Origin of the sequence: Pseudomonas sp. GM17 (genome assembly GCF_000282175.2) — a bacterium.
Lineage (GTDB): Bacteria > Pseudomonadota > Gammaproteobacteria > Pseudomonadales > Pseudomonadaceae > Aquipseudomonas > Aquipseudomonas chlororaphis.
The window spans coordinates 4,542,617-4,566,528 of the sequence record NZ_CP124732.1 but is presented as its reverse complement, the minus strand read 5'-3'; the positions used below and the strand labels follow the sequence as shown (position 1 = coordinate 4,566,528).

General features: G+C 60.1%; 22 protein-coding genes, 1 tRNA gene and 4 pseudogenes. 13 read left to right on the top strand and 14 right to left on the bottom strand.

Annotation, left to right across the window (positions count from 1 at the left end; translation table 11 throughout):
• Positions 1 to 14 precede the first annotated feature (14 nt).
• A pseudogene (locus PMI20_RS20470) lies at positions 15 to 455 on the bottom strand (tyrosine-type recombinase/integrase); the annotation flags it as partial.
• Between the two features lie 20 nt (positions 456 to 475).
• On the opposite strand from PMI20_RS20470, the pseudogene PMI20_RS20465 reads away from it, so the two are divergent.
• The 5 genes and pseudogenes from PMI20_RS20465 to PMI20_RS20445 form a co-directional block, all read left to right on the top strand.
• Positions 476 to 898, top strand: a pseudogene (locus PMI20_RS20465) (phage tail protein); the annotation flags it as partial.
• Positions 873 to 1,079, top strand: a complete 207-nt coding sequence (locus PMI20_RS20460) for a tail protein X (protein ID WP_007923313.1) — start codon at positions 873 to 875, stop codon at positions 1,077 to 1,079. The pseudogene PMI20_RS20465 and the gene PMI20_RS20460, both read left to right, overlap by 26 nt.
• Before the next feature lie 57 nt (positions 1,080 to 1,136).
• A complete protein-coding gene (locus PMI20_RS20455) occupies positions 1,137 to 2,189 on the top strand; it encodes a phage late control D family protein (RefSeq protein WP_284168957.1) in 1,053 nt (350 codons plus the stop codon).
• Between the two features lie 23 nt (positions 2,190 to 2,212).
• A pseudogene (locus PMI20_RS20450) lies at positions 2,213 to 2,764 on the top strand (glycoside hydrolase family 19 protein).
• Entirely contained in the window at positions 2,764 to 3,303 is a 540-nt protein-coding gene (locus PMI20_RS20445; RefSeq protein WP_037035322.1) for a lysis system spanin subunit, read from the top strand. Before PMI20_RS20450 ends, PMI20_RS20445 begins: the two are co-directional and overlap by 1 nt.
• Before the next feature lie 206 nt (positions 3,304 to 3,509).
• On the opposite strand, the gene PMI20_RS20440 is transcribed toward PMI20_RS20445, so the two are convergent.
• Together PMI20_RS20440 and PMI20_RS20435 are read right to left on the bottom strand one after the other, a co-directional pair.
• Positions 3,510 to 3,812, bottom strand: a complete 303-nt coding sequence (locus PMI20_RS20440; protein ID WP_157173166.1) for a hypothetical protein — start codon at positions 3,810 to 3,812, stop codon at positions 3,510 to 3,512.
• A gap of 444 nt (positions 3,813 to 4,256) precedes the next feature.
• Positions 4,257 to 4,463: a hypothetical protein gene (locus tag PMI20_RS20435; protein WP_037035324.1), complete on the bottom strand. Its 207-nt coding sequence runs from the start codon at positions 4,461 to 4,463 to the stop codon at positions 4,257 to 4,259.
• A 369-nt stretch (positions 4,464 to 4,832) separates the two neighbouring features.
• Between PMI20_RS20435 and PMI20_RS20430 the strand changes: the two are divergent.
• Positions 4,833 to 5,119, top strand: a pseudogene (locus PMI20_RS20430) (DUF4113 domain-containing protein); the annotation flags it as partial.
• 489 nt (positions 5,120 to 5,608) lie between these two features.
• On the opposite strand, the gene PMI20_RS20425 reads toward PMI20_RS20430, so the two are convergent.
• Positions 5,609 to 5,857 (bottom strand): hypothetical protein, encoded by a 249-nt coding sequence (locus PMI20_RS20425; protein WP_162136177.1) that lies wholly within the window; start codon positions 5,855 to 5,857, stop codon positions 5,609 to 5,611.
• A gap of 301 nt (positions 5,858 to 6,158) precedes the next feature.
• Here PMI20_RS20425 and PMI20_RS20420 point away from each other — a divergent pair, with 301 nt between their 5' ends.
• Positions 6,159 to 6,311 carry a hypothetical protein gene (locus tag PMI20_RS20420; RefSeq protein WP_157173167.1) on the top strand — a complete coding sequence of 51 codons (153 nt, stop codon included), beginning with the start codon at positions 6,159 to 6,161 and terminating at the stop codon, positions 6,309 to 6,311.
• 707 nt (positions 6,312 to 7,018) lie between these two features.
• On the opposite strand, the gene PMI20_RS20410 is transcribed toward PMI20_RS20420, so the two are convergent.
• Entirely contained in the window at positions 7,019 to 7,657 is a 639-nt protein-coding gene (locus tag PMI20_RS20410; RefSeq protein WP_007928808.1) for an FMN-dependent NADH-azoreductase, read from the bottom strand.
• A gap of 94 nt (positions 7,658 to 7,751) precedes the next feature.
• Here PMI20_RS20410 and PMI20_RS20405 point away from each other — a divergent pair, with 94 nt between their 5' ends.
• Positions 7,752 to 8,606 (top strand): LysR substrate-binding domain-containing protein, encoded by an 855-nt coding sequence (locus PMI20_RS20405; RefSeq protein ID WP_007928810.1) that lies wholly within the window; start codon positions 7,752 to 7,754, stop codon positions 8,604 to 8,606.
• 51 nt (positions 8,607 to 8,657) lie between these two features.
• Here the strand turns inward: PMI20_RS20405 and PMI20_RS20400 are convergent, their stop codons facing one another.
• A complete protein-coding gene (locus PMI20_RS20400; RefSeq protein ID WP_007928812.1) occupies positions 8,658 to 9,146 on the bottom strand; it encodes a hypothetical protein in 489 nt (162 codons plus the stop codon).
• 257 nt (positions 9,147 to 9,403) lie between these two features.
• Here PMI20_RS20400 and PMI20_RS20395 point away from each other — a divergent pair, with 257 nt between their 5' ends.
• Together PMI20_RS20395 and PMI20_RS20390 are read left to right on the top strand one after the other, a co-directional pair.
• Positions 9,404 to 10,966: a sensor domain-containing diguanylate cyclase gene (locus PMI20_RS20395; protein WP_007928819.1), complete on the top strand. Its 1,563-nt coding sequence runs from the start codon at positions 9,404 to 9,406 to the stop codon at positions 10,964 to 10,966.
• A 271-nt stretch (positions 10,967 to 11,237) separates the two neighbouring features.
• Positions 11,238 to 12,074: an arylamine N-acetyltransferase family protein gene (locus PMI20_RS20390; RefSeq protein ID WP_007928820.1), complete on the top strand. Its 837-nt coding sequence runs from the start codon at positions 11,238 to 11,240 to the stop codon at positions 12,072 to 12,074.
• 12 nt (positions 12,075 to 12,086) lie between these two features.
• Here PMI20_RS20390 and PMI20_RS20385 read toward each other — a convergent pair whose 3' ends face one another.
• Together PMI20_RS20385 and PMI20_RS20380 are read right to left on the bottom strand one after the other, a co-directional pair.
• Positions 12,087 to 12,509: a DUF4952 domain-containing protein gene (locus PMI20_RS20385; protein WP_007928821.1), complete on the bottom strand. Its 423-nt coding sequence runs from the start codon at positions 12,507 to 12,509 to the stop codon at positions 12,087 to 12,089.
• A gap of 61 nt (positions 12,510 to 12,570) precedes the next feature.
• The gene (locus PMI20_RS20380; RefSeq protein ID WP_007928822.1) at positions 12,571 to 12,990 is read right to left on the bottom strand and encodes a hypothetical protein; all 420 of its coding nucleotides are present in this window, start codon (positions 12,988 to 12,990) and stop codon (positions 12,571 to 12,573) included.
• A 238-nt stretch (positions 12,991 to 13,228) separates the two neighbouring features.
• Between PMI20_RS20380 and PMI20_RS20375 the strand changes: the two genes are divergently transcribed.
• A complete protein-coding gene (locus PMI20_RS20375; RefSeq protein WP_007928824.1) occupies positions 13,229 to 14,767 on the top strand; it encodes a nucleobase:cation symporter-2 family protein in 1,539 nt (512 codons plus the stop codon).
• A 52-nt stretch (positions 14,768 to 14,819) separates the two neighbouring features.
• Here PMI20_RS20375 and PMI20_RS20370 read toward each other — a convergent pair whose 3' ends face one another.
• A complete protein-coding gene (locus PMI20_RS20370; RefSeq protein WP_284168944.1) occupies positions 14,820 to 15,977 on the bottom strand; it encodes an MFS transporter in 1,158 nt (385 codons plus the stop codon).
• A 562-nt stretch (positions 15,978 to 16,539) separates the two neighbouring features.
• A tRNA-Asn gene (locus tag PMI20_RS20365) sits at positions 16,540 to 16,615 on the bottom strand.
• A gap of 270 nt (positions 16,616 to 16,885) precedes the next feature.
• Here PMI20_RS20365 and PMI20_RS20360 point away from each other — a divergent pair.
• The gene (locus PMI20_RS20360; protein ID WP_007923734.1) at positions 16,886 to 17,119 is read left to right on the top strand and encodes a hypothetical protein; all 234 of its coding nucleotides are present in this window, start codon (positions 16,886 to 16,888) and stop codon (positions 17,117 to 17,119) included.
• Positions 17,120 to 17,125: 6 nt separating this feature from the next.
• Here the strand turns inward: PMI20_RS20360 and PMI20_RS20355 are convergent, their stop codons facing one another.
• A complete protein-coding gene (locus PMI20_RS20355) occupies positions 17,126 to 17,320 on the bottom strand; it encodes a hypothetical protein (RefSeq protein WP_007923732.1) in 195 nt (64 codons plus the stop codon).
• Positions 17,321 to 17,443: 123 nt separating this feature from the next.
• Positions 17,444 to 18,640: an amino acid aminotransferase gene (locus PMI20_RS20350; RefSeq protein WP_007923727.1), complete on the bottom strand. Its 1,197-nt coding sequence runs from the start codon at positions 18,638 to 18,640 to the stop codon at positions 17,444 to 17,446.
• Between the two features lie 336 nt (positions 18,641 to 18,976).
• On the opposite strand from PMI20_RS20350, the gene uvrB reads away from it, so the two are divergent.
• Complete coding sequence (gene uvrB, locus PMI20_RS20345) at positions 18,977 to 20,992, top strand: excinuclease ABC subunit UvrB (protein ID WP_007923725.1); 2,016 nt, start codon at positions 18,977 to 18,979, stop codon at positions 20,990 to 20,992.
• A gap of 126 nt (positions 20,993 to 21,118) precedes the next feature.
• Here the strand turns inward: uvrB and PMI20_RS20340 are convergent, their stop codons facing one another.
• Positions 21,119 to 22,669 carry an MDR family MFS transporter gene (locus PMI20_RS20340; RefSeq protein ID WP_007922018.1) on the bottom strand — a complete coding sequence of 517 codons (1,551 nt, stop codon included), beginning with the start codon at positions 22,667 to 22,669 and terminating at the stop codon, positions 21,119 to 21,121.
• Positions 22,659 to 23,720, bottom strand: coding sequence for an HlyD family secretion protein (locus tag PMI20_RS20335; RefSeq protein WP_007922016.1), 1,062 nt, complete (start codon positions 23,718 to 23,720; stop codon positions 22,659 to 22,661). Before PMI20_RS20335 ends, PMI20_RS20340 begins: the two co-directional genes overlap by 11 nt.
• Positions 23,721 to 23,912: the final 192 nt, after the last annotated feature.

Genomic DNA, 23,912 nt, shown 5'->3' with positions numbered 1-23,912 from the left:
CCGCAACCCCCCCTCTATTTTGTCGGTTTGACGACTTCCCCGACACGGCGATAAACCCTCTTGGTGATCTCTTCGGAGGTATGCCCAAGCAGCTTGCTGGCATGCTCCAGAGCGATCTCGCTGGCTGCCTTTGGCCGGATATCCCTGAACTGAAATTGACGGATGCTGGCCGCGAGCGCGGTATCGCCCTCTGCCGTGGCCTTGATGGCTGCTTTCTCCCTGGCCTCGTCCCAGCGGTTGCGTAGCATTTGCTGGCTCATCCGCAGGCCTGAGGCGTTGGTGATCAGGATCGACGTCCGGATTCCGTTCATTGCTCGACGTTCCAGCAGGTTCTCAAGAAACGCCGCCAGATCAGATTGCTTGCCGGCGTCCTCAAGGAAAATGCGCAAGCGCTTCTCCGTCTTGCCCTGGCCGACACGGAGGAAACCATCGCTCAAGTCCGTTTTGGCGGCCTTGAGTACGTCGGCAGGGCGCTCCCTTTCCGCACTTGCTGATCCTGCAGCCGCTCGATGCCAAGCAGCAGCCGTATTACTTCAACCTGGACACCGCCGCGTTCGACGAGCTGCGACGACAGACGGCAGCGCGCTGGGCCGGCCAGGAGCGCCTGACGCGGGATATCGCGCAGCAGGCGGTCGGGCAGGGCGAGGACAAGATCACGTTGAAGGGGGTGATCTATCCCGGCTTTAAAGGGGGAATCAAGCAGCTGGACACCCTTCGCACCATCGTCCGCCGGCTGCAGCCAGTCAGCCTGGTTACGGGCTATGGCGACGTGCTCGGCACCTGGTGCTTGCTGAGCATTGATGAAGAACAGGGCGCGCTGTTGGCTGGCGGCATCCCACGCAAGCAGGGGTTCTCACTGGAGTTCGTGAAGTATGGCAACGACATGCAGAACGTCTGAGGGGGATCTGCTCGACACCCTGTGCTACCAGCACTACGGGCACCTTAACGGCACGGTCGAGTTGGTGCTGCAGGAGAACCCGGGCTTGGCTGATGAACCGCAGCCCTACCGCACCGGGGTGGTGATCGTGCTGCCCGACCTTGCTGCACCATCGATCGAAACCATCGAGCTGTGGGGGTAACCCCCCAGCCCTCAACGAGCCCCGCCTAGTGCGGGGCTCTTTCATTCTGGAGTGCCTATGCAACCTACCTTTCGCATCGTCGCTGATGGCGCGGACATCACGGCGCTGATCAATGACCGGTTGTTGTTACTGAGAACAACCGACAAGCCTGGTATGGACTCCGACGAGTTCGAGCTGCGGATCGATGACCGTGATGCAGCGGTCGCCTTGCCCGCTCGAGGAGCGCGGATCGAGGTCTACCTGGGCTATAGGGGGCAGGCGCTGGCCCGCCTCGGACGGTACACCGTTGACGAGATCGAGGTCTCGGGGCCGCCGAGCACGATGGTGATCCGGGGCAAGGCCAGCGACATGCGTGGCAGCGGCAAGACCACGCGCAGCGGCAACTGGGAGGGCGTGCCGCTGTCGCAGATCGTCCGCGACATTGCGGCTCGCAATGGCTGGGCACCGGCCTGCCCCGTGCAGACCAAGGTCGAACGAGTCGACCAGCGTAACGAGTCGGACTTCAACTTCATCACCCGCCTGGCCAAGCAATACGACTGCACCGCGAAAGTCGCCGACGGCAAGCTGCTGGTCCTACCCCGTGAGGCCAGCCAGGGGGCCAGCGGCAAGGCCTTTGGGGTGGTCACTATCACGCTGGCGGACGTGAGCCGGTGGCAGTTCCGCCTCGGGGATCGCAGCGCACAGAAGGCCGTGAAGACCCAGCACCAGGACAAAAAGACCGGAAAGTTGACGGTGGTCGAGCTGGGGAATGACGACGCCCCGTCCGGTCTGCCGGGCGTACACACCGATCGACACATCTACCCGAACAAGTCAGCAGCCGAGCAGGCGGCCAAGGCGAAGCTCGCGGCGTTCAACCGCACCACTGCCAGTGTGCGCTTGCAGATGCCCGGGTGCACCGACCTGTTCGCCGAGCGCTTGATCAACGCCTGGGGTTTCAAGGTAGGGCTGAATGGTCAGTACCTGGTCGACAGCGTCGAGCAGACTTTCGATGCCTCCGGCTGGTCGACCGCGGTGGAGTGCAACGGCGGCAAGAAGGGCAAGGCAAAGGCCAAGGGCAAGAAAAAGAAATCCGACACGCCACTGAAGGTGGTTGATGTGAAACCGGCCTGAGTGGCCATTATTGGAGATTCAAGATGACTGTCACCCTCAAGCAGCTGCAGCAGATCCTCCCCAACGCCGGCACCCAAGCCGGCGTTTTTCTTCCTGTACTGAACGCGTCGATGGTGAAGTGGGGCATCGTCACCCCGTTGCGCAAGCGTGCGTTCCTGGCCCAGGTTGGCCATGAGTCTGGCCAGCTGCGCTATGTCCGTGAACTGGGCGGCGATCAGTACCTGGCCAAGTACGACACCGGCAAGCTCGCCGCGCAACTGGGTAACACGCTCGAAGCCGACGGCGACGGCCAAAAGTACCGCGGCCGTGGCCTGATCCAGGTGACCGGTCGTGCCAACTACCAGCGTTGCGGCGAAGCGCTGGGCCTCGATCTGCTCAACCATCCCGAATTACTCGAGCGTCCGGAGCACGCTGCCGACTCGGCCGGCTGGTTCTGGCACCTAGCCGGCCTCAATTCGCTGGCCGACAAGGGGCCGTCGGCGTTCGAGGCCATCACCTGACGGATAAACGGCGGACTCAACGGGCTGGATGATCGCGTGGCGATCTACAGGCGTGCTGAGCAGGTGCTGATGTGATGTCCCTGGGCTGGAGGTGGGGCGTGCTGGCCCTGGTGTTCGGCGCTGCGATTGGTGCGCGCCTCGCGTGGTTGTGGCAGGCCGATGAACTGGAAAGGCAAGCGGCAGGGTATGAGCAACAGCTTGCGGCAAAAGATCTGGCGCAAGGGCACGAGCGTGAACAGGCCGCAGTAGCAGCACTCAGGCAGTTGGAGTCGCAGCAGGCCCAGCGCCGCGAGCTGGAGGATCGCATGCAAACCCAAGATCAAACTCACTGGAAGGAGATGAACAATGCTCAACAAGCTCAGGCTCGCCTGCGCGACCGGCTGGCTACTATTGATCTGCGGCTGTCAGTCCTTGTCGACGCCGCGGATTCAGCCAGTGGCTGTAAAGTGCCTGCCACCGCCACCACCGGCGGCCTGGTTCATGAAGCCCCGCGAGCCCGACTTGACCAAGCGGCTGCTCAACGAATTGTCGTCATCGCGGGAGATGGCGACGAAGGATTAATAGCTCTGGCTGCGTGCCAGTCTTATGCGAGGGAAGCTGCTGCACAGAGATAGTCGCTCTGGTTTCTATTTGGCATTGAGATCGCTTAGCCTGGGAGGGAGGAGTTAACGTACATAATTCTGGTGTCGCTGATGGGACGATCAAATAGCGATTTTTGATGTATATGTAGTCGTGTTATTTATCTGTTAGGGTGTTAGATCAGAATTGGTTTGTAGTGACTCTTAATTCTGATCTAACAAGTGGAGTTGACTTCAGCTTGCTATGCAGCGATTGTAATGTTGCTGATGTAGCCGAAGCCTTCTCCGTTAATGTATCCTGTCGTACCTACCGATACAGTGACTTTTGATGTTAGTGCGTTAAGTAATGTCAGGTAAAGTCCAAGCCCCAGCGGTTGGTCAATGCCAGTCGCAAGGAGGAGTTTGTCATTGTTATTAATTGTAACTTGAACATTATTGCTTCCATTGGAAGGGATGCAGATAAGTCTTTTTACAGTTCCTGAGTAGACTGCCAGTTGACCTGTAGCTGTTTTCGAGTCCTGATTTCCTTCTGACATATTAGTCATGAGTAGCTCCTTGCTTTTGGGTTAAACAGCACTATTTGTTTGTTTCAAGCTCTAGGTAATACATATTTTTGAGCTTTATAGCTCTACAATGGGTGCCAGCAATGAAACAACTACTAGAGTAGAAGAGATCCGGGCACGACGATGACCGCTTGTCGGAATGGTTATTTTGGAGAGCTGCAAAGATTAATGGTGGCCACTTCTTGAGGGGGTCGAAGCTGGAAAATGTATTTCCTGGTCAGTAGGTGGCCTTGGGATATGCCCACTAAGTCGTTTCATGCATTCGAGGAATTGATGGAATGGCAAAGGAACCCTCTGACATGATCCTGCCCGACGATCCGCTGATGCTGGAGGTGGTTGGTGCGATGCGGCGATATCACGAGGCCAAGCATCGGACTGCTCGGAAATTGAGCTAGAGCGTCTGCGCGCCCTGGCCGAGTCCCTCTTTCAGGCATTCGCTGCTTCAATCTGCGAGTTCTCAAGCAGCGCTCCGTGCTGTGTTGCTATTTCGAGAGGCGTGGGGATACCCAGCCAGTCGTCTGTGTCGTCGATGTGCACGGTACTGCCCCACATGCTTTTTTTGCTGTATTTGCATACAGTAATCGAGGCAGTGGCGGTGAGCGATTTGAGGCGACGAACTGTATCGGCACTCATGGGTACACCCAGTCGGTGCTGGGATAATGGAGCTTCAAGGTTTTATATTGGCCATCGTTAGGAAATCCTGAGTTCATCCTGATATCCATTCAAGGAACAGGCCTGCGATCCTTTGTCGATCTCCGTAACCTGGGTAAGCCTTGCTGGAGATATGGAAAACGGGGCAGCGGTTAGGGCAAATTTAGGGCATAACTGAGGCCTAAATAGGTCGCGACAGCCCACAGGTACTGATTTTTTACCCCGCAAATACAGGCCTATCGCGGCCTGCCAAGTCCTTCGGTCGGGTTCGAATCCCTATCGCTCAAGTACCCCCTGAAAAGGCCTCAAAACTGTTGGAAGCGATTTTTTCAACTTCATTAGGCTGGCTGGATCAGGTTTTGCCCCCGCACAGGTTTCTTCAACCCAGAGGAAGCAAAGTATGCGAACGGCGTGGTGGTCGATCTGACGTACTCGACCGACGATCTGTTTGCCACTTTGCAACCGGTCGAGGCCTCCAGGGTGATGGCGGCGCTGGATTGGATCAACGGTCGATGGGGTAGGGGGTACTCAGATCGGCCAGTGTGCCGAGCAATCCGGACTGGGGGATGCGGCGTGAGATGATGAGCTCGAGCTACACCACCAAGCTTGATCAGTTGTGGAAGGTGAGTTGCAGGTAGTTATGGAAAAGCTCTCAATAATGGTACAACTCAAGGAGTTGCATTCATTGATGAGAGCTATGTAAAGTTCTACTACCAGTTTCTTGTAAGGTTGATTTGGTTATTGTCTTGGATAGGCGGAATTAATTACTAATTCTTTGCATGTTGCGCTTTTACTTGTAAATTTTTGTGCTGTCTGAATGATTATTGTGAATTGTTGGTCCAGGGCGTAACAGTACTTCGAATTTGCTGGGGTGGGACCTGATAGTCCGCTGCTTTGGGCGTTACGGCCGTAAGCATATAGAATGCTATTGTTAATTTGATCCTCAGTGCAGTTGTCTGGGAACATTGAGCTGGTGTCAGGGGAATCTTTATCTTTGAAACTTGAGTGTAGTGTGTCTTTTACCGCTACTTCTCTTATAGAGTATGTCTCGTTGTTAGCAGCTGGTACTTCTGGGAGTTTGCCTGTGGCTGAATCCGGGACCTTGCTTGCAGATTTTGCATGAAGACCTACCGCTGCTGTTTTTTTGTTGTGTTGGAAATGACCTCTCCACAATAAATGTGTTTTCTGTTTATTTTGATTTTATGTTCTGGCGGTGACTCCGGTATCTGTAGATCTTCTGTAAACATATAATCAGCAAAACAATTGTTTGGCACACTGCCGGTTGCGGCTGAGGTGTTGCTGTATAGATATAATCCTAAGCCCAGAAGTGGGATAAGTGCGGAAGTGCAAAATAAACGTTTTTTAAAGGAAGACATGGTATCGCTCCATTTTCAGTGAGTGCTGGGCTTGTAGATAAATGCAGTGACTGACTTGTGGTCTGCATTCATTGTCCATCAATCTACGGTGCACGCAGTGTTGCTCCATTTTTATATGTCTTGCAGGTTTGGTCACTTTCAGTGATCCGTTAATGGACTATAGATTTGAAAAGAAGACTGTCAAAAGGAGTATCTTGAAAGCGGGAAGGACAAGACGAGTGGTAGGTTCAGTTGATGGAGAGAGAGGCAGTGCCAGAGCTACGTCAGTCTGCTTGATCAGCGTTGTAGGGGGAGCGTATAGGTGATGGGGATTGAATGGCTATTAGGAAAAGTCGATGGTACGAAAATGGTACGCGTAAAAATTGGTAGCGCTACAGGCTTTGGTTTTAAAGGTGCTCAGGCGCGGTGTTTCCAACCCCATCATCAGAATACTGGAGAGAAAGATTTTATTTGACCATCGCTAGGTAACCCTGAGGCTATCCTGAAATCCCTTCAGGGAGCCAGTCTGCGCCCCCTAGTCGATCTCCCTTCTCCGTAACCTGGCCAAGCCCTGCTTGATATATCCCGCGTTGTCACTAATCGTCTCCAGCACGCTTCGGACGTTTTGATCAACCTCTACTGAATCCGTCTGCTCGACTCGCAGTGTTCACTCCATCAAGGTTGCCTTCAGAGCTAACTGGTTGCGGTAGATCCTCTCCAATATTCACCGACATGGCGTCGACCCTTTCGAGAAAAGTACAAGCATAATACCGGCAGTACCCCTGTCAGGCAGTTATTACAGCTTGCTTGGAAGTTGCTACAAAGCGATTTGGTTGCAGCGGATTAGGCAGTGTGGTCGGGGTGTTGAGGGATTGTTAGGCCCAATCCATCATCGGCGCCACGGAGAAGCGGCGGGAGAGGGCTAGTGAGGCAGTTGGAGCAGGAGATAAGAGCATTGGGCAATCTGGATGGGTGAGGCGAAGGAGGGGAAGTTTATCAGGAATGGAGTTCCGGGGTTGCAAGGGCGCGCGTACCAGGAAGATGAATGGTCTTCGGTTCCTATATTCCGGTCGGTTGTATGAACAACGGCAGGCTAATAAAAAGCGGGCGATCTTAAGGTCGCCCGCTTTTTATGTGTGATTCGATAGCCGCATGGCTAGGCGAATGTTCGCTGCATTTAAATCACTTGAAGTTGTCCGCCAGTTCCCTGGCCCGATTCCCGGCCTCTCGCCGCGCTACCTGATCCACCTCATGCCCCAGGATGGTCTTTTCCACGATCAGCGCGTGGACCTGGGTGACGCCGACGAACTTCAGCCAGGCCTCGACGTAGGGCTTCTGGAAGTCAAAGCGTTCCGCAGGCGTGTCGGATAGCGGCGAGAAGTCGAGGCCGCGGGCGTAGGCGACGACCGCGGTTTTGTTGTGCAGCAGGCCGCGCAGGCCGTGTTCGGCGGTGAAGCTGAAGAGGATGTCTTTCTGCGTGACCAGGTCGATGAAGTGCTTGAGCTTGTAGGGGATGCTGTAGTTCCACAGGGGTACGGAAAGTACCAGCAGATCGGCATGGTGCAGGTGGGCGGCGAGAGTTTCGAGGGTGTTCCAGGCGTCTTGCTGGTCGGGGGACAGGGCCATGCCTTGCAGGCCGGCGTACTTGGCGTCCATGGCGTGCTGGTCGAATTCCGGCAGGTCCAGGCTCCACAGGTCCAGGGTGCTGACTTCGGTGTGTGGATGGTGGGTCTGATAGCGGTCGATAAAACCTCGGGCGATTTGTTGCGAGGCGGAGCGCTCTTTGCGGGGGGAGCATTGGATATGCAGCAGGCGGGTCATGACGGCATCTCGGATGAGGAATGCCGACATTGCAACATAGCGATTTATGGAATATAAATTGTAAATAAATGGCTGATTGATCACGTATCTTTATATGTTCGATGTTCTGTTACTCAAGACCTTTGTAACAGTGGTGGACGAGGAAGGCTTCAGCCGTGCCGCCGAACGGCTGCACCTGACGCAGTCGGCGGTCAGCGGGCATCTGCGACGCCTGGAAGAGCAGGTCGGCAAGCCGCTGCTGACCCGTACCACGCGTTCCCAGCACTTGACCGCCGATGGCGAGCGCCTGATGGCCTATGCGCGAGCCATCCTCGCCTTGAACCGCGATGCCTGGGCCGAGCTGACGCGTTCGCCATTTCACGGCCGGGTGCGGATCGGCATGTCCGAGGACTTTGTCGAGCGCCGCCTGCTGCGCCTTTTGCAGGAGTTCGCGGCGCAGTATCCGGGCATGGAAATCGATATACAGGTGAATATTCCCGGCACGCTGCTGGAGCGCATGCAGCAGGGCGGCCTTGAGGTGGTCATAGGTTCGCTGTGTGAAACCCGTGAGCCGGGCCTGCTGTTGTGGCAGGAGCCGCTGGTATGGGCCAGTTCCGCGTATCTGGTGGGTCGCTTGCCGACTCCGCTGCCACTGGCGCTGTTTCCCGAGCCATGCCCTTATCGGGCGGTAGCCCTGCAGCGTCTGGCGCAAGCGGGAATCGCCCAGCGCACGGCAATGCTTTGCCCGAGCACCGCGGCGTTGCGCACGGCGGCCCTCTCCGGGTTCGCGGTGGCGCCGATAGCCACCAGCCAGTTGGGGCAAGGGCTTGCGGTATTGGGGGCTGAACATGGCTTGCCGGTACTGCCTGACGCGGAGTTTCGGCTGTTCACGGCCAAGGATGCCGATCAGGGCATAGTGGCTGCGTTGTCCCAGGTGATAGTGGCGTATTGTGCGGCGCGGCGGCTCTAGCCGTCGGCTTCAGCGGCGCGACTGCCCGAGGGGCAGTCGCTTGAGCGGAGTTCAGAGGTCCAGGCCTTCCTGGATCACGGACAACAAGGTGTCTTCATTGAGTTCGAACGGGTCCGGCCTGGATTTACCGGAGCCGGGAACCGTCTGGATCAGCCAGTGCCCCTCTCCATGTTCGCTGCCGTTGCGCAGCAGGTAGCGTTCAGGGCCTTTGCCGTGGATTTCGACACGCCCGGCGCCACCCGTGGTGAAGCGGGCGATAGGGTCGAGGAGGATGCTTTTATGGTTGCCCTCGATCAGCAGTTGATCGATGGCGTAGTTGAAGGTGGCGCCAGAGGGGTGGCTCTCGAACACGCGAGTGGGGACGCGCCGGATATTCAGGCCGACCTCTGAAAGTGGAGTCAGCCAGGTCTCGACCTGGTGGTACATCTCATAGACCTGTGCAGGCCACAGCTCGATGGCCTTGTCTGCCGAGATGTCTTCCTTGGCCCAGCTGTCCTGTTTTTGTTTCAGCCTTGCGGCGAGTTCATCGACCTTACTCATTCCGACTTCCTATCGTGATGTGAGGGTAAGTGTAGTCTCGGAAGGTACTTTACCTTAGCGGAGGGTGGCCAGCGATTCATGACCCTCTGCTGGATGCCGATGTTTGTATTGTGGCAGGGTGTTTTTTATATATCCCTGATGATCATCAGAAAAATGCTCTACATTTTCAGACGTCGCCACCCTGAACTGTTCGCTATTACCTCTTAGGATTGGCCGGCCCGGCTGCATTGGATGCCTTACCCTGCCAGGATGATGCTTTGCCTATCCCGATTCACGATCCTCACCATGCCTCCGATCGAACCTTGAAACGGCTTCCGCTGCTCAAGGCCGCGGTGGTATTCATTTCGATGGTTTGCCTGTGCCTGTGCGGCCTGCTTTATCTGCAACTGGCGCAGTCCTATCACTACGATATGGCGCGGGCGCAGGTCGCCTCGTCGAACCTGACCCGGGCCATGGCGCAACAGGCCGAGGACACCTTCATCGAGGCCGACCTGGTGCTGGCCAGCCTGGCCGACTGGATTCAGAAGGATGGTTATGGCCCTGAGCAGAAGCCTTTCCTGCAGAAGATCTTTGCGCAGAGGGCGCAAGCGCTCAAACAGCTGCATGGCCTGTTCCTGTTCGACCGGGCGGGGCATTGGGTGGTCACCTCGTTCGAGCGCTTGCCACGCAGCGCAGGCGTGGCCCATCGAGATTATTTCCGCTTTCATCAGCAGAACGCTTCCTTGCTGGCCCACGTCGGGCCAGCGATCCGCAGTCGGGAAAACGGCGAGTGGATCATTCCGCTGACGCGGCGCCTGAACGACAAGCAGGGCAATTTCGAAGGCGTGCTGCTGGCCGGTATCCGGCTGGCCTATTTCGACCAGTTCTTCAAAAGCTTCGACATCGATGACAACGGCAGCATGTTCCTCGCCCTGTCCGATGGCACCCTGCTGGCGCGGCGTCCGCTGGAGGAGCGGCAGATCGGCGCATCCCTGGCGCGCGGGGAAATTTTCAGCAAGTACTTGCCTGAGTCTTCTTCGGGCACTGCGATGATTCGTTCGCTGGTCGACAGAAAGATGCGGCTCTACGGCTATCGGCAACTGGACGCCTACCCGCTGGTGGTGAGCGCGGCAAGTTCGAAGGATGCGGTCCTCAAGGACTGGTACGCCAGCGCCTACCAGTCCAGCGCCATTGTCGCCCTGGTGGTATTGGGGATCGGCTTGTTCGGCTGGGTCTTCGTGCACCAGGTACGCAACGGCGAGCGTATCGAGGCCGACCTGCGGACCGCACAGGCAGCGCTGGAGGTGATCGCGACCCATGACAGCCTGACCGGCCTGGCCAATCGTCGGCTGCTCGAGCGGGCGTTGGAAACCGAGTTCGGGCGCGGCGGGCGGCAGGCGAGCCCGCTGAGCCTGATCATGCTCGATATCGATTTCTTCAAGCGCTACAACGACACCTACGGCCATGTCGCCGGGGATCAGTGCCTGGCCGAGGTGGCGCAGGTGCTGAGGGATTGCTGTCAGCGCAAGGCCGACCTGGCGGTGCGGTATGGCGGGGAGGAGTTCGTGATCCTGTTGCCCGATACCGAGATGCACGGGGCGCTGGCCATGGCCGAGCAGATTCGCTGCGGCGTCATGGAGAAAAACATCCCGCATACCGGCTCGCCCTTTGCACGAGTCACCCTCAGCCTGGGTTGCTACTGCTTCGTGCCGAACGGGCACGACAGCATCGAAGCGTTCCTCGAGCACGCCGATGCCGCGCTGTACCAGGCCAAGAAATCCGGACGCAATCGGGTGGCGATCGAGAGCGTCAGCCAACCGTTGGCTCGCTCGGATCGCTGATTGCTCGTTGTCCTAATTCGGGTAATCCAGCGGCTGTTCGAGACGTTGCCTCACTCCGGTCCATGACGCACGATTCCTGCCTGCTTCGCCTCCGGATGCAGGGTTGCGTTGCGCGTCTTCTGGTTGATAGGGCAGGTTTTTCCGGCAGCGGAGGCGGTCCATTAACGGGCTGTTTCGAGCAGGGATATTGGCCAAATCAATTGTCGGTTCGGGGCTTCAATGGCTTATACATAGCGCCGATACGCGACACCTCATGCATAAGGACAACTCCATGAGTCAGCCCCACCTGATGAACTTCGCGCTTTACCTGCAACGGCTCGGCTATGACAGCGCACCGCCACCAACCCTGGCGACCTTGTGCGAGCTGCAGTTGCGCCACACCAGCACCTTCGCTTTTGAAAGCCTGTCGACCCTGTTGCGCGTGCCGGTGCCGATCGACCTGGCTTCGGTGGAGCACAAGGTCCTGCATGAGGGCCGTGGTGGCTACTGCTACGAACTCAACCAGATGTACCAGGTGCTGTTGCAGCACCTGGGCTATGAGGCGCGGGGCATTACCGGGCGAGTGGTGATGGGCGGGCCGGAAGATGCCTGGTCCGCGCGCGCTCACCGCCTGGTGCTGCTGACCCTGGACGGCGTGCGTTATGTTTCGGATGTCGGCTTTGGCGGCATGGTGCCCACCGCGCCGCTGCTGCTCGATACCGAGGACGAGCAGGCCACGCCCCACGAGCCCTATCGAATCACCGAGCGTGATGGCAGTTACACCCTGCGCGCCAAGGTCGCCGGCGAGTGGCGGGCGATGTATGTATTCGACCTGCAGCGGCAGGAAGCCGTGGATTACGAAATGGGTAACTGGTTCGTCTCGACCCACAAGAACTCGCCGTTTCTCGGTCAGCTGAAAGTCGCGCTGATGGGCGAAGGCCTGCGCCGGACCCTGAATAACGGCAGCTACGCCGTGCATCGCCTGGGCCAGGACAGCGAGCGCCGGCAGATCACCGACCCCGACGAGTTGATTGCCCTGTTGCGGAACGAGTTCGCCATTCGGGTACCGCAGCATCCGCGGCTGCGAGAGGTCCTTGGCGAATTGCTCGCGCTGCCGCAACCGGCCTGATCGGTCCGGGCTTCAGGGTTCCTCGGTGTCGAGGTCGATAGTCAGATAGAAATAGTCGATATCCCCCCAGGCTTCGCGGCGATCGACGAAGGTTTCCGCCGACCCCATGAACAGGCTGTAGCCCAACTGGCCGCGCGGGTCACGGTAGAAGCCAGGCGGCGCATCCCAGACACAACAGGAGCGCCGCAGGGGCGGCATCCGGAACTGCTCGCCCAGGTAGCGTTCGGCAGCCTGGGCATCACGCCCCGCCAGGCGATAGGTGGCGCGCAGCGGCTTGGTCTGCAACTCGGGTTCGGCGTGACATTCGAGGAACTCGATATAGGTGGGTTTGTTGCCGATCCGTGCCAGGAAATCGCCGCAGACCAGCGCGGCCTGGGCGCCGGACGCCAGTATCAACAATGCAGGGCTGATCAGGATCGAGAGGCATCTGTTCACGTGGCGATTCCTTCCAGGCTGAGCACTCTTTTGCTGAGCAAAGCCCCCAGGCAGCTCAGGGTCAGCGCCATAAAAGCATCTGCTCATAACCATCCTTCAGTTGGCGGCGATACGTCCAGTGAGTCAGCAGCGCAATCAACGCACTGTCCAGCAGCCAGAGCGGCATCAGCAGGCGCAAGGCTGGGTGAAGGCAAAGTACACCTGCGATCGACAGCCCCAGCAGCAGGCTGCTGAACCAATTGGCCAGGCCTTTGGCGCAGAGCAGGGCGTACAGCGGGGTAAACACCAGTGCCATGGGCAGAAAGCCAAACAGCAGGCCACCGCTGATGAACAAGGCGAATGCCCCAAGGGCAAACCAGAACCCTTGCCACAGGCTATCGGCGAAACACGCACTGAATACTGCAACTGCGAAGCCCTGTAGCACTATGACTGTGCGGAAGCTGCCATAGGCGAGGATAAAGGTTTGCCATAGATGATTCATTCAAGCGCTTCCATGCGTAGACGAAGGGCGGTGCCTGGGTAGGCGCCCTTTGGAGGCGGGGGATTCTATCAGGGTGTCTGGCGCAGTGTTCGGCAGGTGAAAGGCGGGGGCGGGTTATCGGGTATCGCGGTTTTATGAGGTTGGGCGGTGCCGAATAAAGTGTATACAACTCTATAGACATTTGTCCCAACTGTTGAATACAGTGTGCCCATAACAAAAACCAGGGAACCCCCCAACCATGAAAACGCCCTCTGTTTCACCGCAACGGCCTGAAGATGAAAACCTGGGTCTTGGCGCGAATATGGCTTACGGCCTGCAACATGTCCTGACCATGTACGGCGGTATCGTTGCGGTGCCTTTGATCGTTGGCCAGGCCGCCGGCCTGGCGCCGGCGGACATCGGTCTGCTGATCGCGGCGTCGTTGTTCGCCGGCGGTCTGGCGACTCTCCTGCAAACCCTCGGCCTGCCGTTTTTCGGCTGTCAGCTGCCGCTGGTCCAGGGCGTGTCCTTCTCGGGCGTGGCGACCATGGTGGCGATTGTCAGCAGCGGTGGCGAAGGGGGCTTCCAGTCGATTCTCGGGGCGGTGATCGCCGCCTCGTTGATCGGTCTGCTGATCACTCCGGTGTTTTCACGCATCACCAAGTTCTTTCCACCGCTGGTCACGGGCATCGTGATTACCACCATCGGCCTGACCCTGATGCCAGTGGCGGCGCGCTGGGCCATGGGGGGCAACAGCCATGCGGAAAACTTCGGCAGCATGGCCAATATCGGCCTGGCGGCGATCACCCTGGTCCTGGTGTTGCTGCTGAGCAAGATTGGTAGCGCGACCATTTCGCGGCTGTCGATCCTGCTGGCCATGGTGGTGGGCACGATCATCGCGGTGTTCCTGGGCATGGCCGATTTCTCCATGGTCACCCAGGGGCCGATGTTCGGCTTCCCGACACCCTTTCATTTCGGCATGCCGACTTTCCATTTCGCCGCCATCCTGTCGATGTGCATCGTGGTTATGGTGACCCTGGTGGAAACCTCGGCCGACATCCTCGCGGTGGGTGAAATCATCGACACCAAGGTTGACTCCAAGCGCCTGGGCAACGGCCTGCGCGCCGACATGCTGTCGAGCATGATCGCGCCGATCTTCGGCTCCTTCACCCAGAGCGCCTTTGCCCAGAACGTCGGGCTGGTGGCGGTGACCGGGATCAAGAGTCGTTATGTGGTGGCCACCGGCGGGGTGTTCCTGGTGATCCTCGGTCTGCTGCCGTTCATGGGGCGGGTGATTGCCGCCGTACCGACTTCGGTGCTCGGCGGGGCCGGTATCGTGCTGTTCGGCACCGTGGCGGCCAGCGGTATCCGGACCCTGTCCAAGGTCGACTACCGCAACAACGTCAACCTGATCATCGTTGCCACCTCGATCGGCTTCGGCATGATTCCCATCGCCGCGCCGAACTTCTACGACCATTTCCCGAGCTGGTTCGCCACCATCTTCCATTCCGGCATCAGCTCCTCGGCGATCATGGCCATTGTGCTGAACCTCACCTTCAACCACTTCACCCTGGGCAACTCGGACCAGCAATCGGTGTTTGCCGTGGCGTCCGAGCGCACCCTGCGCTACCAGGACCTGGCAGCGTTGCGTGAGGGCGATTATTTCAGCGGCGGCAAGCTGCACGATGCCGAGGGCAACGAGATTCCGGTGGTGGATACGTCCCATGGCGAGCATGCTCCGGCTGCTCATCAGGTGTCGTCCCATGCCTCGGGCGCGGTCGAAACCAGCAAGGTCTAGGGCCGGCCGAATCGCCAGGCTGGATGCAATCAATCCAGGCCTGGCCGGCTAGCTACTCCGCGATCCGCTCCGGCAGCCCTTGCCGGACCAGCGCCAAGGCGAACAGCACCACCACGGCGGCTGCCGCCGATAGCGTCAAGGGCAGGCCGTGGGCGCCACCGCTCATGGCTGCACCGCTGAGCAGCGGCCCCAGCAGGCTGCCGATACCCCACAACAAGCCCGCGCTGGCGTTGGCCGTGACCAGGTCGGGGCCGCTGAACTCCTGGCCGATCAGGATGATCGCCAGGGTGTACACCCCGCCGGCCGCCGCGCCGAGTATCACCAGGCTCGGCCAGAGCAGCGCCGGGTAGTTCATCAACAGTGGCAGCCCCAGGCCGATCACCAACGACACCACGCCGCAGCCCAGGTAGATGGCGGCGCGTCCGGCCTTGTCCGACAGCCAGCCCAGAGGAAACTGGAACGCCGCATCCCCCAGCAGAATGATGCTGACCATCAGCGCCGCGAGCTTGATGGCGTAGCCGTGGGTCGCGGCGTAGACCGGAAACAGCGAGAGAATCACCGTATCGAAGAAGGCGAAGAACAGGATGCCCACGCACAGTGCCGGCGCCACCCGGATAAAGCCCAGCACCGAGAAGCTTTTGTTTGTGGCGTGTCCGGCAACGGGGCGCTGGCGTGGCAGGGTCAGCCAGATCACCGCAATGGCCAGCAGGTAACCGGTGCTGACCGTGGCGATCACCGCCGGCCCCTCGGTGCCGAGCAGGGCCACCAGGCCGGGGCCGATCATCTGGAACACGGTGAAACAGGTGGTGTAGACCGCGATCACTCGGCCGCGCACGGCGTCCGCGGCCATCTCGTTGACCCAGGTTTCTCCCAGGATGATGATCAGCCCGGCGCCGAAGCCCATGACAATCCGCGCCAGCCCCAGGCCGGTCAGGCTGATCCCGGGGAGTTCCAGGGCACCGATGCTGAGGGCGCACAGGCTGAAACACAGCAGGTAGATCTGCCGGCGGCTGAGTCTCTGGCACAGGCCGTTCACCAGGAACGCCGACAGCATCATGCCGGCGGCGGGAAGGGCCGACATGATGCCGATCTGGGTGTTCGAGGCGCCGGCCTGATACAGGCGCAAGGCAATGACCGGTACGGTGGAGCCGATGCTCAGGCCGACAATCGAGATGCCGAGGATCAGTGCGGCCAACAGGGTTTTATTCATGGAATACACCTGCACCCGATGGGGCGGGTGCTTAAAGACGGTTTGTTGTGGCGCGGCGCTTTTGCTCGGGCAGGGTTGCGGTTCGGTATACGCGGGCGTAGGTCGGGCCGGGGTTCTGCGGTGCAAAGCGGCGGATGGGGCAGTGCGCGGCGAACGAGAGCCGCAGCTGTATCAGGTCCGCGCCGGCTTCAGGCGCAACGGTGGGGGTCAGGCGTGAGGGGAGAAAGTGAAGGCGAACAGCACGCTGCGGCGGCGTCGATTGATCGCGCAGTCGGATTGCGACACCGCGAAGGTCTGCGATGGGCTCATCGAGAGAAAGCTGTGAGGGGGTTGTGCGGGGAAAAACATGAGTCGTGACGGCTGGCGTGAGAAGGGGCACAGCCTACTTCAGGCGCTGGCGCCAGGCAATCGGAGACAGGCTGGAATCGGGCGCAGCGCAAACGTTTATCCGCATGCCGGTCTGGCATGCGCTGAATCGATCTTGGGGAGGGTGACACTGAACTGATTCGCCGCAGGAGCAGGGCGCTCCTTGAAGTGTTGCTGGCCAATCAGTGTAGGAAGATGGCTCCACGACCTGGACTCGAACCAGGGACCCAGTGATTAACAGTCACTTGCTCTACCAACTGAGCTATCGCGGAATGCGGCGTATCTTACTGATTAAGAAGGAGAAGTCAAGCATCCCCAAATAATTTTTCGCTTGAGTGAGCCTGGTCGACCCTGGCCATTGTGCCAATCCGCGGCTATTTGGCCGTTGGCGGTTACCGGAATCGCGGCACAGGTCTACCATGGCGCCCCGGCAGTGGTTTCACGCGCTCCCGGCTTCCAGCCGAAAAGGTAACGCTCATGACCCTGTTCAAGTTTTTACCCGCCACACTGCTTGCCCTGTCGCCTCTGTCTGAGGAGGTTTTATGAGCATCGAGCAGATCAGCCTGCCCAAAGGCGTCGGTCCCCAGGCCATGAAACTGTGGGATGCCATTACCCAGGCCGGATCGGCCGCTGAATTGAACCGCGCGGGCGGCAAGGCCGAAGGTTTTGTCCTCGGGCTGGAAAGCGCCAAGGCCATCAAGAGCCAGGTCGCCGAGTCGCTGTACGTGGCCTTCGATGATGCCGCCAGCCAGCGCAGCGCTGAACTGGCCGGTTGAGCGTTCTCAACCGCCGAAAGTGAAGGTGCCCAGCATGAACTTTGCAGCCAGCGAGGTGGCGGCCAGTTGCACCAGCCACAGCGCCAGGCCACCGAGAAATACCCCCAGGGCAATTTGCAGGACCAGGTTCCTTTCGCGTTTCTGCGGGCGGGGGAAGTGGTCCAGTTCGTCGCGGTCGGCTCGCAGGTCGTCGTGTCTCATGGGGTGTTCTCGATAGGGAAGAAGGCAAGCTGAATTCAGTCTAGTGGGCATCGGGTCGGCGAGGGCGGCCCACAAAAAAGGGGGAAGCCCAAAGGCTTCCCCCTTTCACTCACCGCGCGTGGCTCAGATCACCTGGATGATGGCCTTGGTCACGACGTCGATGTTGTTCTGGTTCAGCGCGGCCACGCAGATACGGCCGGTGTCCAGGGCGTAGATGCCGAACTCGTTGCGCAGGCGTGTCACTTGTTCGACGGTCAGGCCGGAGTAGGAGAACATGCCGCGCTGACGGGCCACGAAGCTGAAGTCGCGCTGTGGCGCGCCCTTGGCCAGCAGGTCGACCATCTGCAGGCGCATGCCGCGGATCCGCAGGCGCATTTCGGCCAGTTCGGCTTCCCACTGGGCGCGCAGTTCCGGGCTGTTGAGCACGGCGGCGACGATGCTTGCACCGTGGGTCGGCGGGTTGGAGTAGTTGGTGCGGATCACGCGCTTGACCTGCGACAGCACGCGCGCGCTTTCTTCTTTCGATTCGCTGACGATCGACAGGGCGCCAACGCGCTCGCCGTACAGCGAGAACGACTTGGAGAACGAGCTGGAGACGAAGAAAGTCAGGCCCGATTCGGCGAACAGGCGCACGGCGGCGGCGTCTTCGGCGATGCCGTCACCGAAGCCCTGGTAGGCCATGTCGAGGAACGGCACCAGGTTTTTCGCCTTGATCACCTGCAGCACGTTTTTCCAGTCTTCCGGGCTCAGGTCGACGCCGGTCGGGTTGTGGCAGCAGGCGTGCAGGACCACGATCGACTGGGCTGGCAGGGCATTCAGGTCTTCCAGCAGGCCGACGCGGTTCACGTCGTGGGTGGCAGCGTCGTAGTAGCGGTAGTTCTGCACCGGGAAACCGGCGGTTTCGAACAGCGCGCGGTGGTTCTCCCAGCTTGGGTCGCTGATGGCCACGACTGCGTCAGGCAGCAGCTGCTTGAGGAAGTCGGCGCCGATCTTCAGCGCGCCGGTACCGCCGACGGCCTGGGTGGTGACCACGCGACCGGCGGCCAGCAGCGGCGAGTCGTTGCCGAACAGCAGCTTCTGCACGGCCTGGTCGTAGGCGGCGATACCGTCGATTGGCAGGTAGCCACGGGAGGCATGTTGAGCGGCGCGGATCGTCTCGGCTTCGACAACGGCGCGCAGGAGTGGAATTCGCCCCTCCTCGTTGCAGTAAACACCGACCCCCAGGTTGACCTTGTTGGTACGGGTATCGGCGTTGAATGCTTCGTTGAGGCCCAGGATAGGATCGCGTGGTGCCATTTCGACAGCGGAGAACAGGCTCATTATTACGGCGGCTCTGAATGGAGTGTGGAGGGACGTGTCGCGCTCCAGCCGAATGCACTAGAGCGGTGCACAAACGGGGAGCTAGTATAGAGGCACATCACTGCGCGCGGCGACAGCTGAAAGGGCTTTTCCGGCAAGTTTTTCGGTTTATTTTTCGACCGTTAGTCTTATTGCAACGTCAAAGTCGTACAGGGCCCAGGGACCTTTGCCTTGAAAGCTGTGGAATTTGCCTCCACATCCAGCACAATCCAGTATTTTCCCGGCGACACTCGTCGTTTGTGGTCTTTCTCGTTCCTGTGCGGCGGCGTCGTGCTGGAGTGAACCCAGAGGTACGTTATGTCTGAATTCCAGCTAGTCACCCGCTTCCAGCCCGCCGGCGACCAGCCGGAGGCCATCCGGCTGATGGTCGAGGGCATCGAGGCCGGGCTGGCGCACCAGACGCTGCTCGGTGTGACCGGCTCGGGCAAGACCTTCAGCATCGCCAACGTGATCGCCCAGGTACAGCGCCCGACCCTGGTGCTGGCGCCGAACAAGACCCTGGCCGCGCAGTTGTACGGCGAGTTCAAGGCGTTCTTCCCGAACAACGCGGTGGAGTACTTCGTTTCCTACTACGACTACTACCAGCCGGAAGCCTATGTACCTTCGTCCGACACCTTTATCGAGAAAGATGCCTCGATCAACGACCATATCGAGCAGATGCGCCTGTCGGCGACCAAGGCGCTGCTGGAACGCAAGGACGCGATCATCGTCACCACGGTGTCGTGCATCTACGGCCTGGGCAGCCCGGAAACCTATCTGAAGATGGTGTTGCACGTCGATCGCGGCGACAAGCTCGACCAGCGCGCCTTGCTGCGCCGCCTGGCCGACCTGCAGTACACCCGCAACGACATGGATTTTGCCCGCGCCACCTTCCGCGTGCGCGGCGACGTGATCGATATCTACCCGGCGGAATCCGACCTGGAAGCGATCCGCATCGAGCTGTTCGATGACGAGGTGGAAAGCATCTCCGCTTTCGACCCGCTGACCGGCGAAGTGATCCGCAAGCTGCCGCGCTTCACCTTCTATCCCAAGAGCCACTACGTGACGCCGCGGGAAACCCTGCTGGATGCCATCGAGGGGATCAAGGTCGAGTTGCAGGAGCGCCTGGAGTACCTGCGCAGCAACAACAAGTTGGTGGAAGCCCAGCGCCTGGAGCAGCGCACCCGTTTCGACCTGGAGATGATCCTCGAGCTGGGTTACTGCAACGGCATCGAAAACTACTCGCGCTACCTGTCCGGGCGGCCTGCCGGGGCGGCGCCGCCGACCCTGTATGACTATTTGCCGGCGGACGCCTTGCTGGTGATCGACGAGTCCCACGTCAGCGTGCCGCAGGTCGGCGCCATGTACAAAGGCGACCGCTCCCGCAAGGAAACCCTGGTGGAGTACGGTTTCCGCCTGCCCTCGGCATTGGACAACCGGCCGATGCGCTTCGACGAGTGGGAAGGGGTCAGCCCGCAGACCATCTTCGTCTCGGCCACACCGGGCAACTATGAAGCCGAGCATGCCGGCCGCGTGGTCGAGCAGGTGGTGCGCCCGACCGGCCTGGTCGACCCGCAGGTGGAAGTACGTCCGGCGCTGACCCAGGTCGATGACCTGTTGTCGGAAATCACCAAGCGCGTGGCCGTGGAAGAGCGGGTCCTGGTGACCACCCTGACCAAGCGCATGGCCGAGGACCTGACCGATTACCTCGCTGATCACGGTGTGCGGGTGCGTTATCTGCACTCGGACATCGACACCGTGGAGCGGGTCGAGATCATCCGCGACCTGCGCCTGGGCACCTTCGATGTGCTGGTGGGGATCAACCTGCTGCGCGAAGGCCTGGACATGCCGGAAGTGTCGCTGGTGGCGATTCTCGATGCGGACAAGGAAGGTTTCCTGCGCTCCGAGCGCTCGCTGATCCAGACCATCGGCCGGGCCGCGCGTAACCTCAACGGCCGGGCGATTCTCTACGCCGACCGCATCACCGGCTCCATGGAGCGGGCGATTGGCGAGACCGAGCGCCGTCGCGACAAGCAGATCGCCTTCAACCTGGCCAATGGCATCACCCCCAAAGGCGTGTTCAAGGACGTCGCCGACATCATGGAAGGCGCCACCGTGCCCGGTTCGCGCAGCAAGAAGCGCAAAGGCATGGCCAAGGCTGCCGAGGAAAACGCCCGCTATGAAAACGAACTGCGCTCGCCCAGCGAGATCACCAAGCGCATTCGCCAGCTCGAAGAGAAGATGTACCAGTTGGCCCGCGATCTGGAGTTCGAAGCCGCGGCGCAGATGCGCGACGAAATCGGCAAGCTGCGCGAGCGTTTGCTGACGGTTTGAGCCTCACCTGTAGCCGCTGCCGCAGGCTGCGATCGGCCGGTACGGCCGTGGCGGTATCACTACCGCTGAAGGTCCTTCGGACCTATCGCAGCCTGCGGCAGCGGCTACAGTGGTTACCCTGGCAAGTCAGTGTGCTTCCCCGGCCTTGATCCCGGCCGGCAACGCCTTGGTCAGCAGAATCGCCAGCATGCTGACGCCCAGGGCGATCCCGACAAAATGGAAGGCGTCGTTGTAGGCCATGATCAGCGCCTGCTGGTGGGTAATTTCGCTGAGTTTGCCGAGGGCGGCGGTATCGCTGCCGAACTTCTCGGCCAGGGTCGCCAGGCGTTCGGCCACTTGCGGGTTGCTCGGCACTATGGATTCGCGCAGGTAGTCGAAGTAAGTCTTGGTCCGCGCATCCAGCAGGGTCGCGAGCAGGGCGATGCCGATTGCACCGCCTAAGTTGCGCAGGATGTTGAACAGGCTGGAGGCCGAGCCGGCGTCCTGCGGCAGGATGTAGGCGGTGGCGATCAAAGAAATGGTGACCATGATCAACGGCTGCCCCAGGGCGCGGATGATCTGGATCTGGTTGAACTGCGGTCCGGCGAAGTCCGGGTTGAGCACCCCCGAAGAAAAACTCGCCAGGCCGAACAGGCCAAAGCCCAAGGTGCACAGCCATTTGGGCGAGATGAACTGCATTAGCTTCGGCACCAGCGGAATCAGGAACAGCTGCGGCACCCCCATCCACATGATCACTTCGCCGATCTGCAAGGCGTTGTAGCTCTGGATCTGCGCCAGGTACAGCGGCAACAGATAGATGGAACCGTACAGCCCGACGCCCATGCCCAGGCTGGAAATGCTCGACAGGCCGAAGTTGCGGTTGCGCAGGATGCCCAGGTTGATCAGCGGGTTGGGTTTGGACACCTGGACAATGACAAAGGTGATCAGGCTCAGCAGGGCGATGCTGCCCAGGCTGACGATCAGGTTCGATTCCAGCCAGTCCTTGCGGTGACCTTCCTCGAGAAACACCTGCAGGCAACCGAGGCCGACACCCAGGGTAAGAATGCCGGTGTAGTCGGTGCTTTTCAGCAGCTCCCAATGGGCTTCCTTCTTCTCCAGGCCATAGAGCAGGCCGGCGATCATGATCAGGCCGGGCGGGATGTTGATATAGAAGATGTATTCCCAGCCCCAGTGCTCCGTGAGCCAGCCACCCAGGGTCGGGCCGATGGACGGGGCGAAGGTGGCGGTCATGGCGAACATGGCCATGCCCTTGGCGCGATGGTGCTCGGGGAGCTTGATCAGGGTCAGGGTGAACGCCAGCGGGATCAGCGCGCCGCCGGTAAAGCCCTGCAGGGCGCGGAACACGATCATGCTTTCCAGGCTCCAGGCCATGGAGCAGAGCAGGGAGGCGATCAGGAAACCCGCCGACACCCAGACCGCCAGGCGCCGCGCCGACAGCAGCTGCACCAGCCAGGCGGTGAGGGGGATCATGATGATCTCCGCCACCAGGTAGGAAGTGGAGATCCACGAGCCTTCTTCGAGGGTTGCCGACAGCGCGCCCTGGATGTCCTTGAGCGAGGCGTTGGTGATCTGGATGTCCAGCACCGCCATGAAGGCGCCGAGCATCACGCTCATCACCGCGATCCAGTCGCGCCGGGTCGGTTCGCCGACCGGGCGCAACAGTTGGTCACCGGCCATCGTTCGAGGGTTCTGGGTTCAGGGGCTGGATATTCACTTTGACAGTGACTGACATGCCCGGGCGGATCTTGCCGTGCAGCGGGTTGTCGGCGGCAAAGGTCAGTTTCACCGGAATGCGCTGCACCACCTTGGTGAAGTTGCCGGTGGCATTGTCCGGCGGCGGCAGGCTGAACTGCGCGCCCGAGGCGGCGAACAGGCTGTCGACGCGGGCTTCGATGGGCGTGTCGCCGTAGGCGTCGAACAGCAGCTCGGCCTTTTGTCCCGGTTGCATATGGCCGATCTGGGTTTCCTTGAAGTTGGCCTGAACCCAGATGTCCTGGTCCGGCACGATCGACAGCAGATAGGCCCCAGCCTGCACGTACTGGCCGTTACGCGCCGCGCGCTGGCCGATCAGGCCGCTGATGGGGGCGTGGATGTCGCTGCGGGTCAAGTTCAGCTCGGCCTGGGCCAGGTCGGTGCGGGCATTGGTGATCTGCGCGTCGAGGCGCTTGATCTCGGCACTCAGGGCATTGACCTGCTGGCGCTGGCCTTGCAGGTCGGCCTGGGCCTTGGCCACTTGCGAGCGGGCGATATGGTTGTCGGCGGACAGGGTGGTGACCCGCTCTTCCGAGACATAACCCGGTTTGCGCAGGGTTTGCGCGCGGGACAGGTCGATCTGCGAACGCCCGAGGCTGGCCTGGCTGGAAGCCACCTGGGCTTCGCCGGCGGCGATCAGGCTGGCCTGTTGCGTGAGTCTGCTCTGGGCTTGCAGGCGTTCGGCCTCGCGGGTGGCCAGGGTGGCATTGGCGCGATCCACGGCGAGGTGGAAATCATCGCCTTCGAGCCTGATCAGCAGTTGGCCTTTTTCGACGTGCTGGTTGTCCTGCACCAGCACCTCGTCGATGCGCGCGCCAAGCTGGCTGGAAACGCGGGTGATTTCACCCTGGACATAGGCGTTATCGGTGCTTTCATAAAAGCGTCCATGGAAAAACCACTGCGCCAGAAAGCCCAGGGCAATCAGCAGGACCAGGAACAGGAAAATAAACAGGCGACGCTTGAGTTGAACTGGCATGGGGCGGCAGGCTGAGCTCAGGTAAATGTAAGGAAATTTGTCAGAGGGCGAATCTGGCATACGGCCGACCAGTGGTAAATGCCACGGGCGGACAATCGACGGTTCGGCGGCCCGGGCGACTCGAGTAGCCTCAACCTTGGCTTAAATGCCCTGCTCACTGGAGCGGGGCCGGTATCGCCTGTTACCATTCGC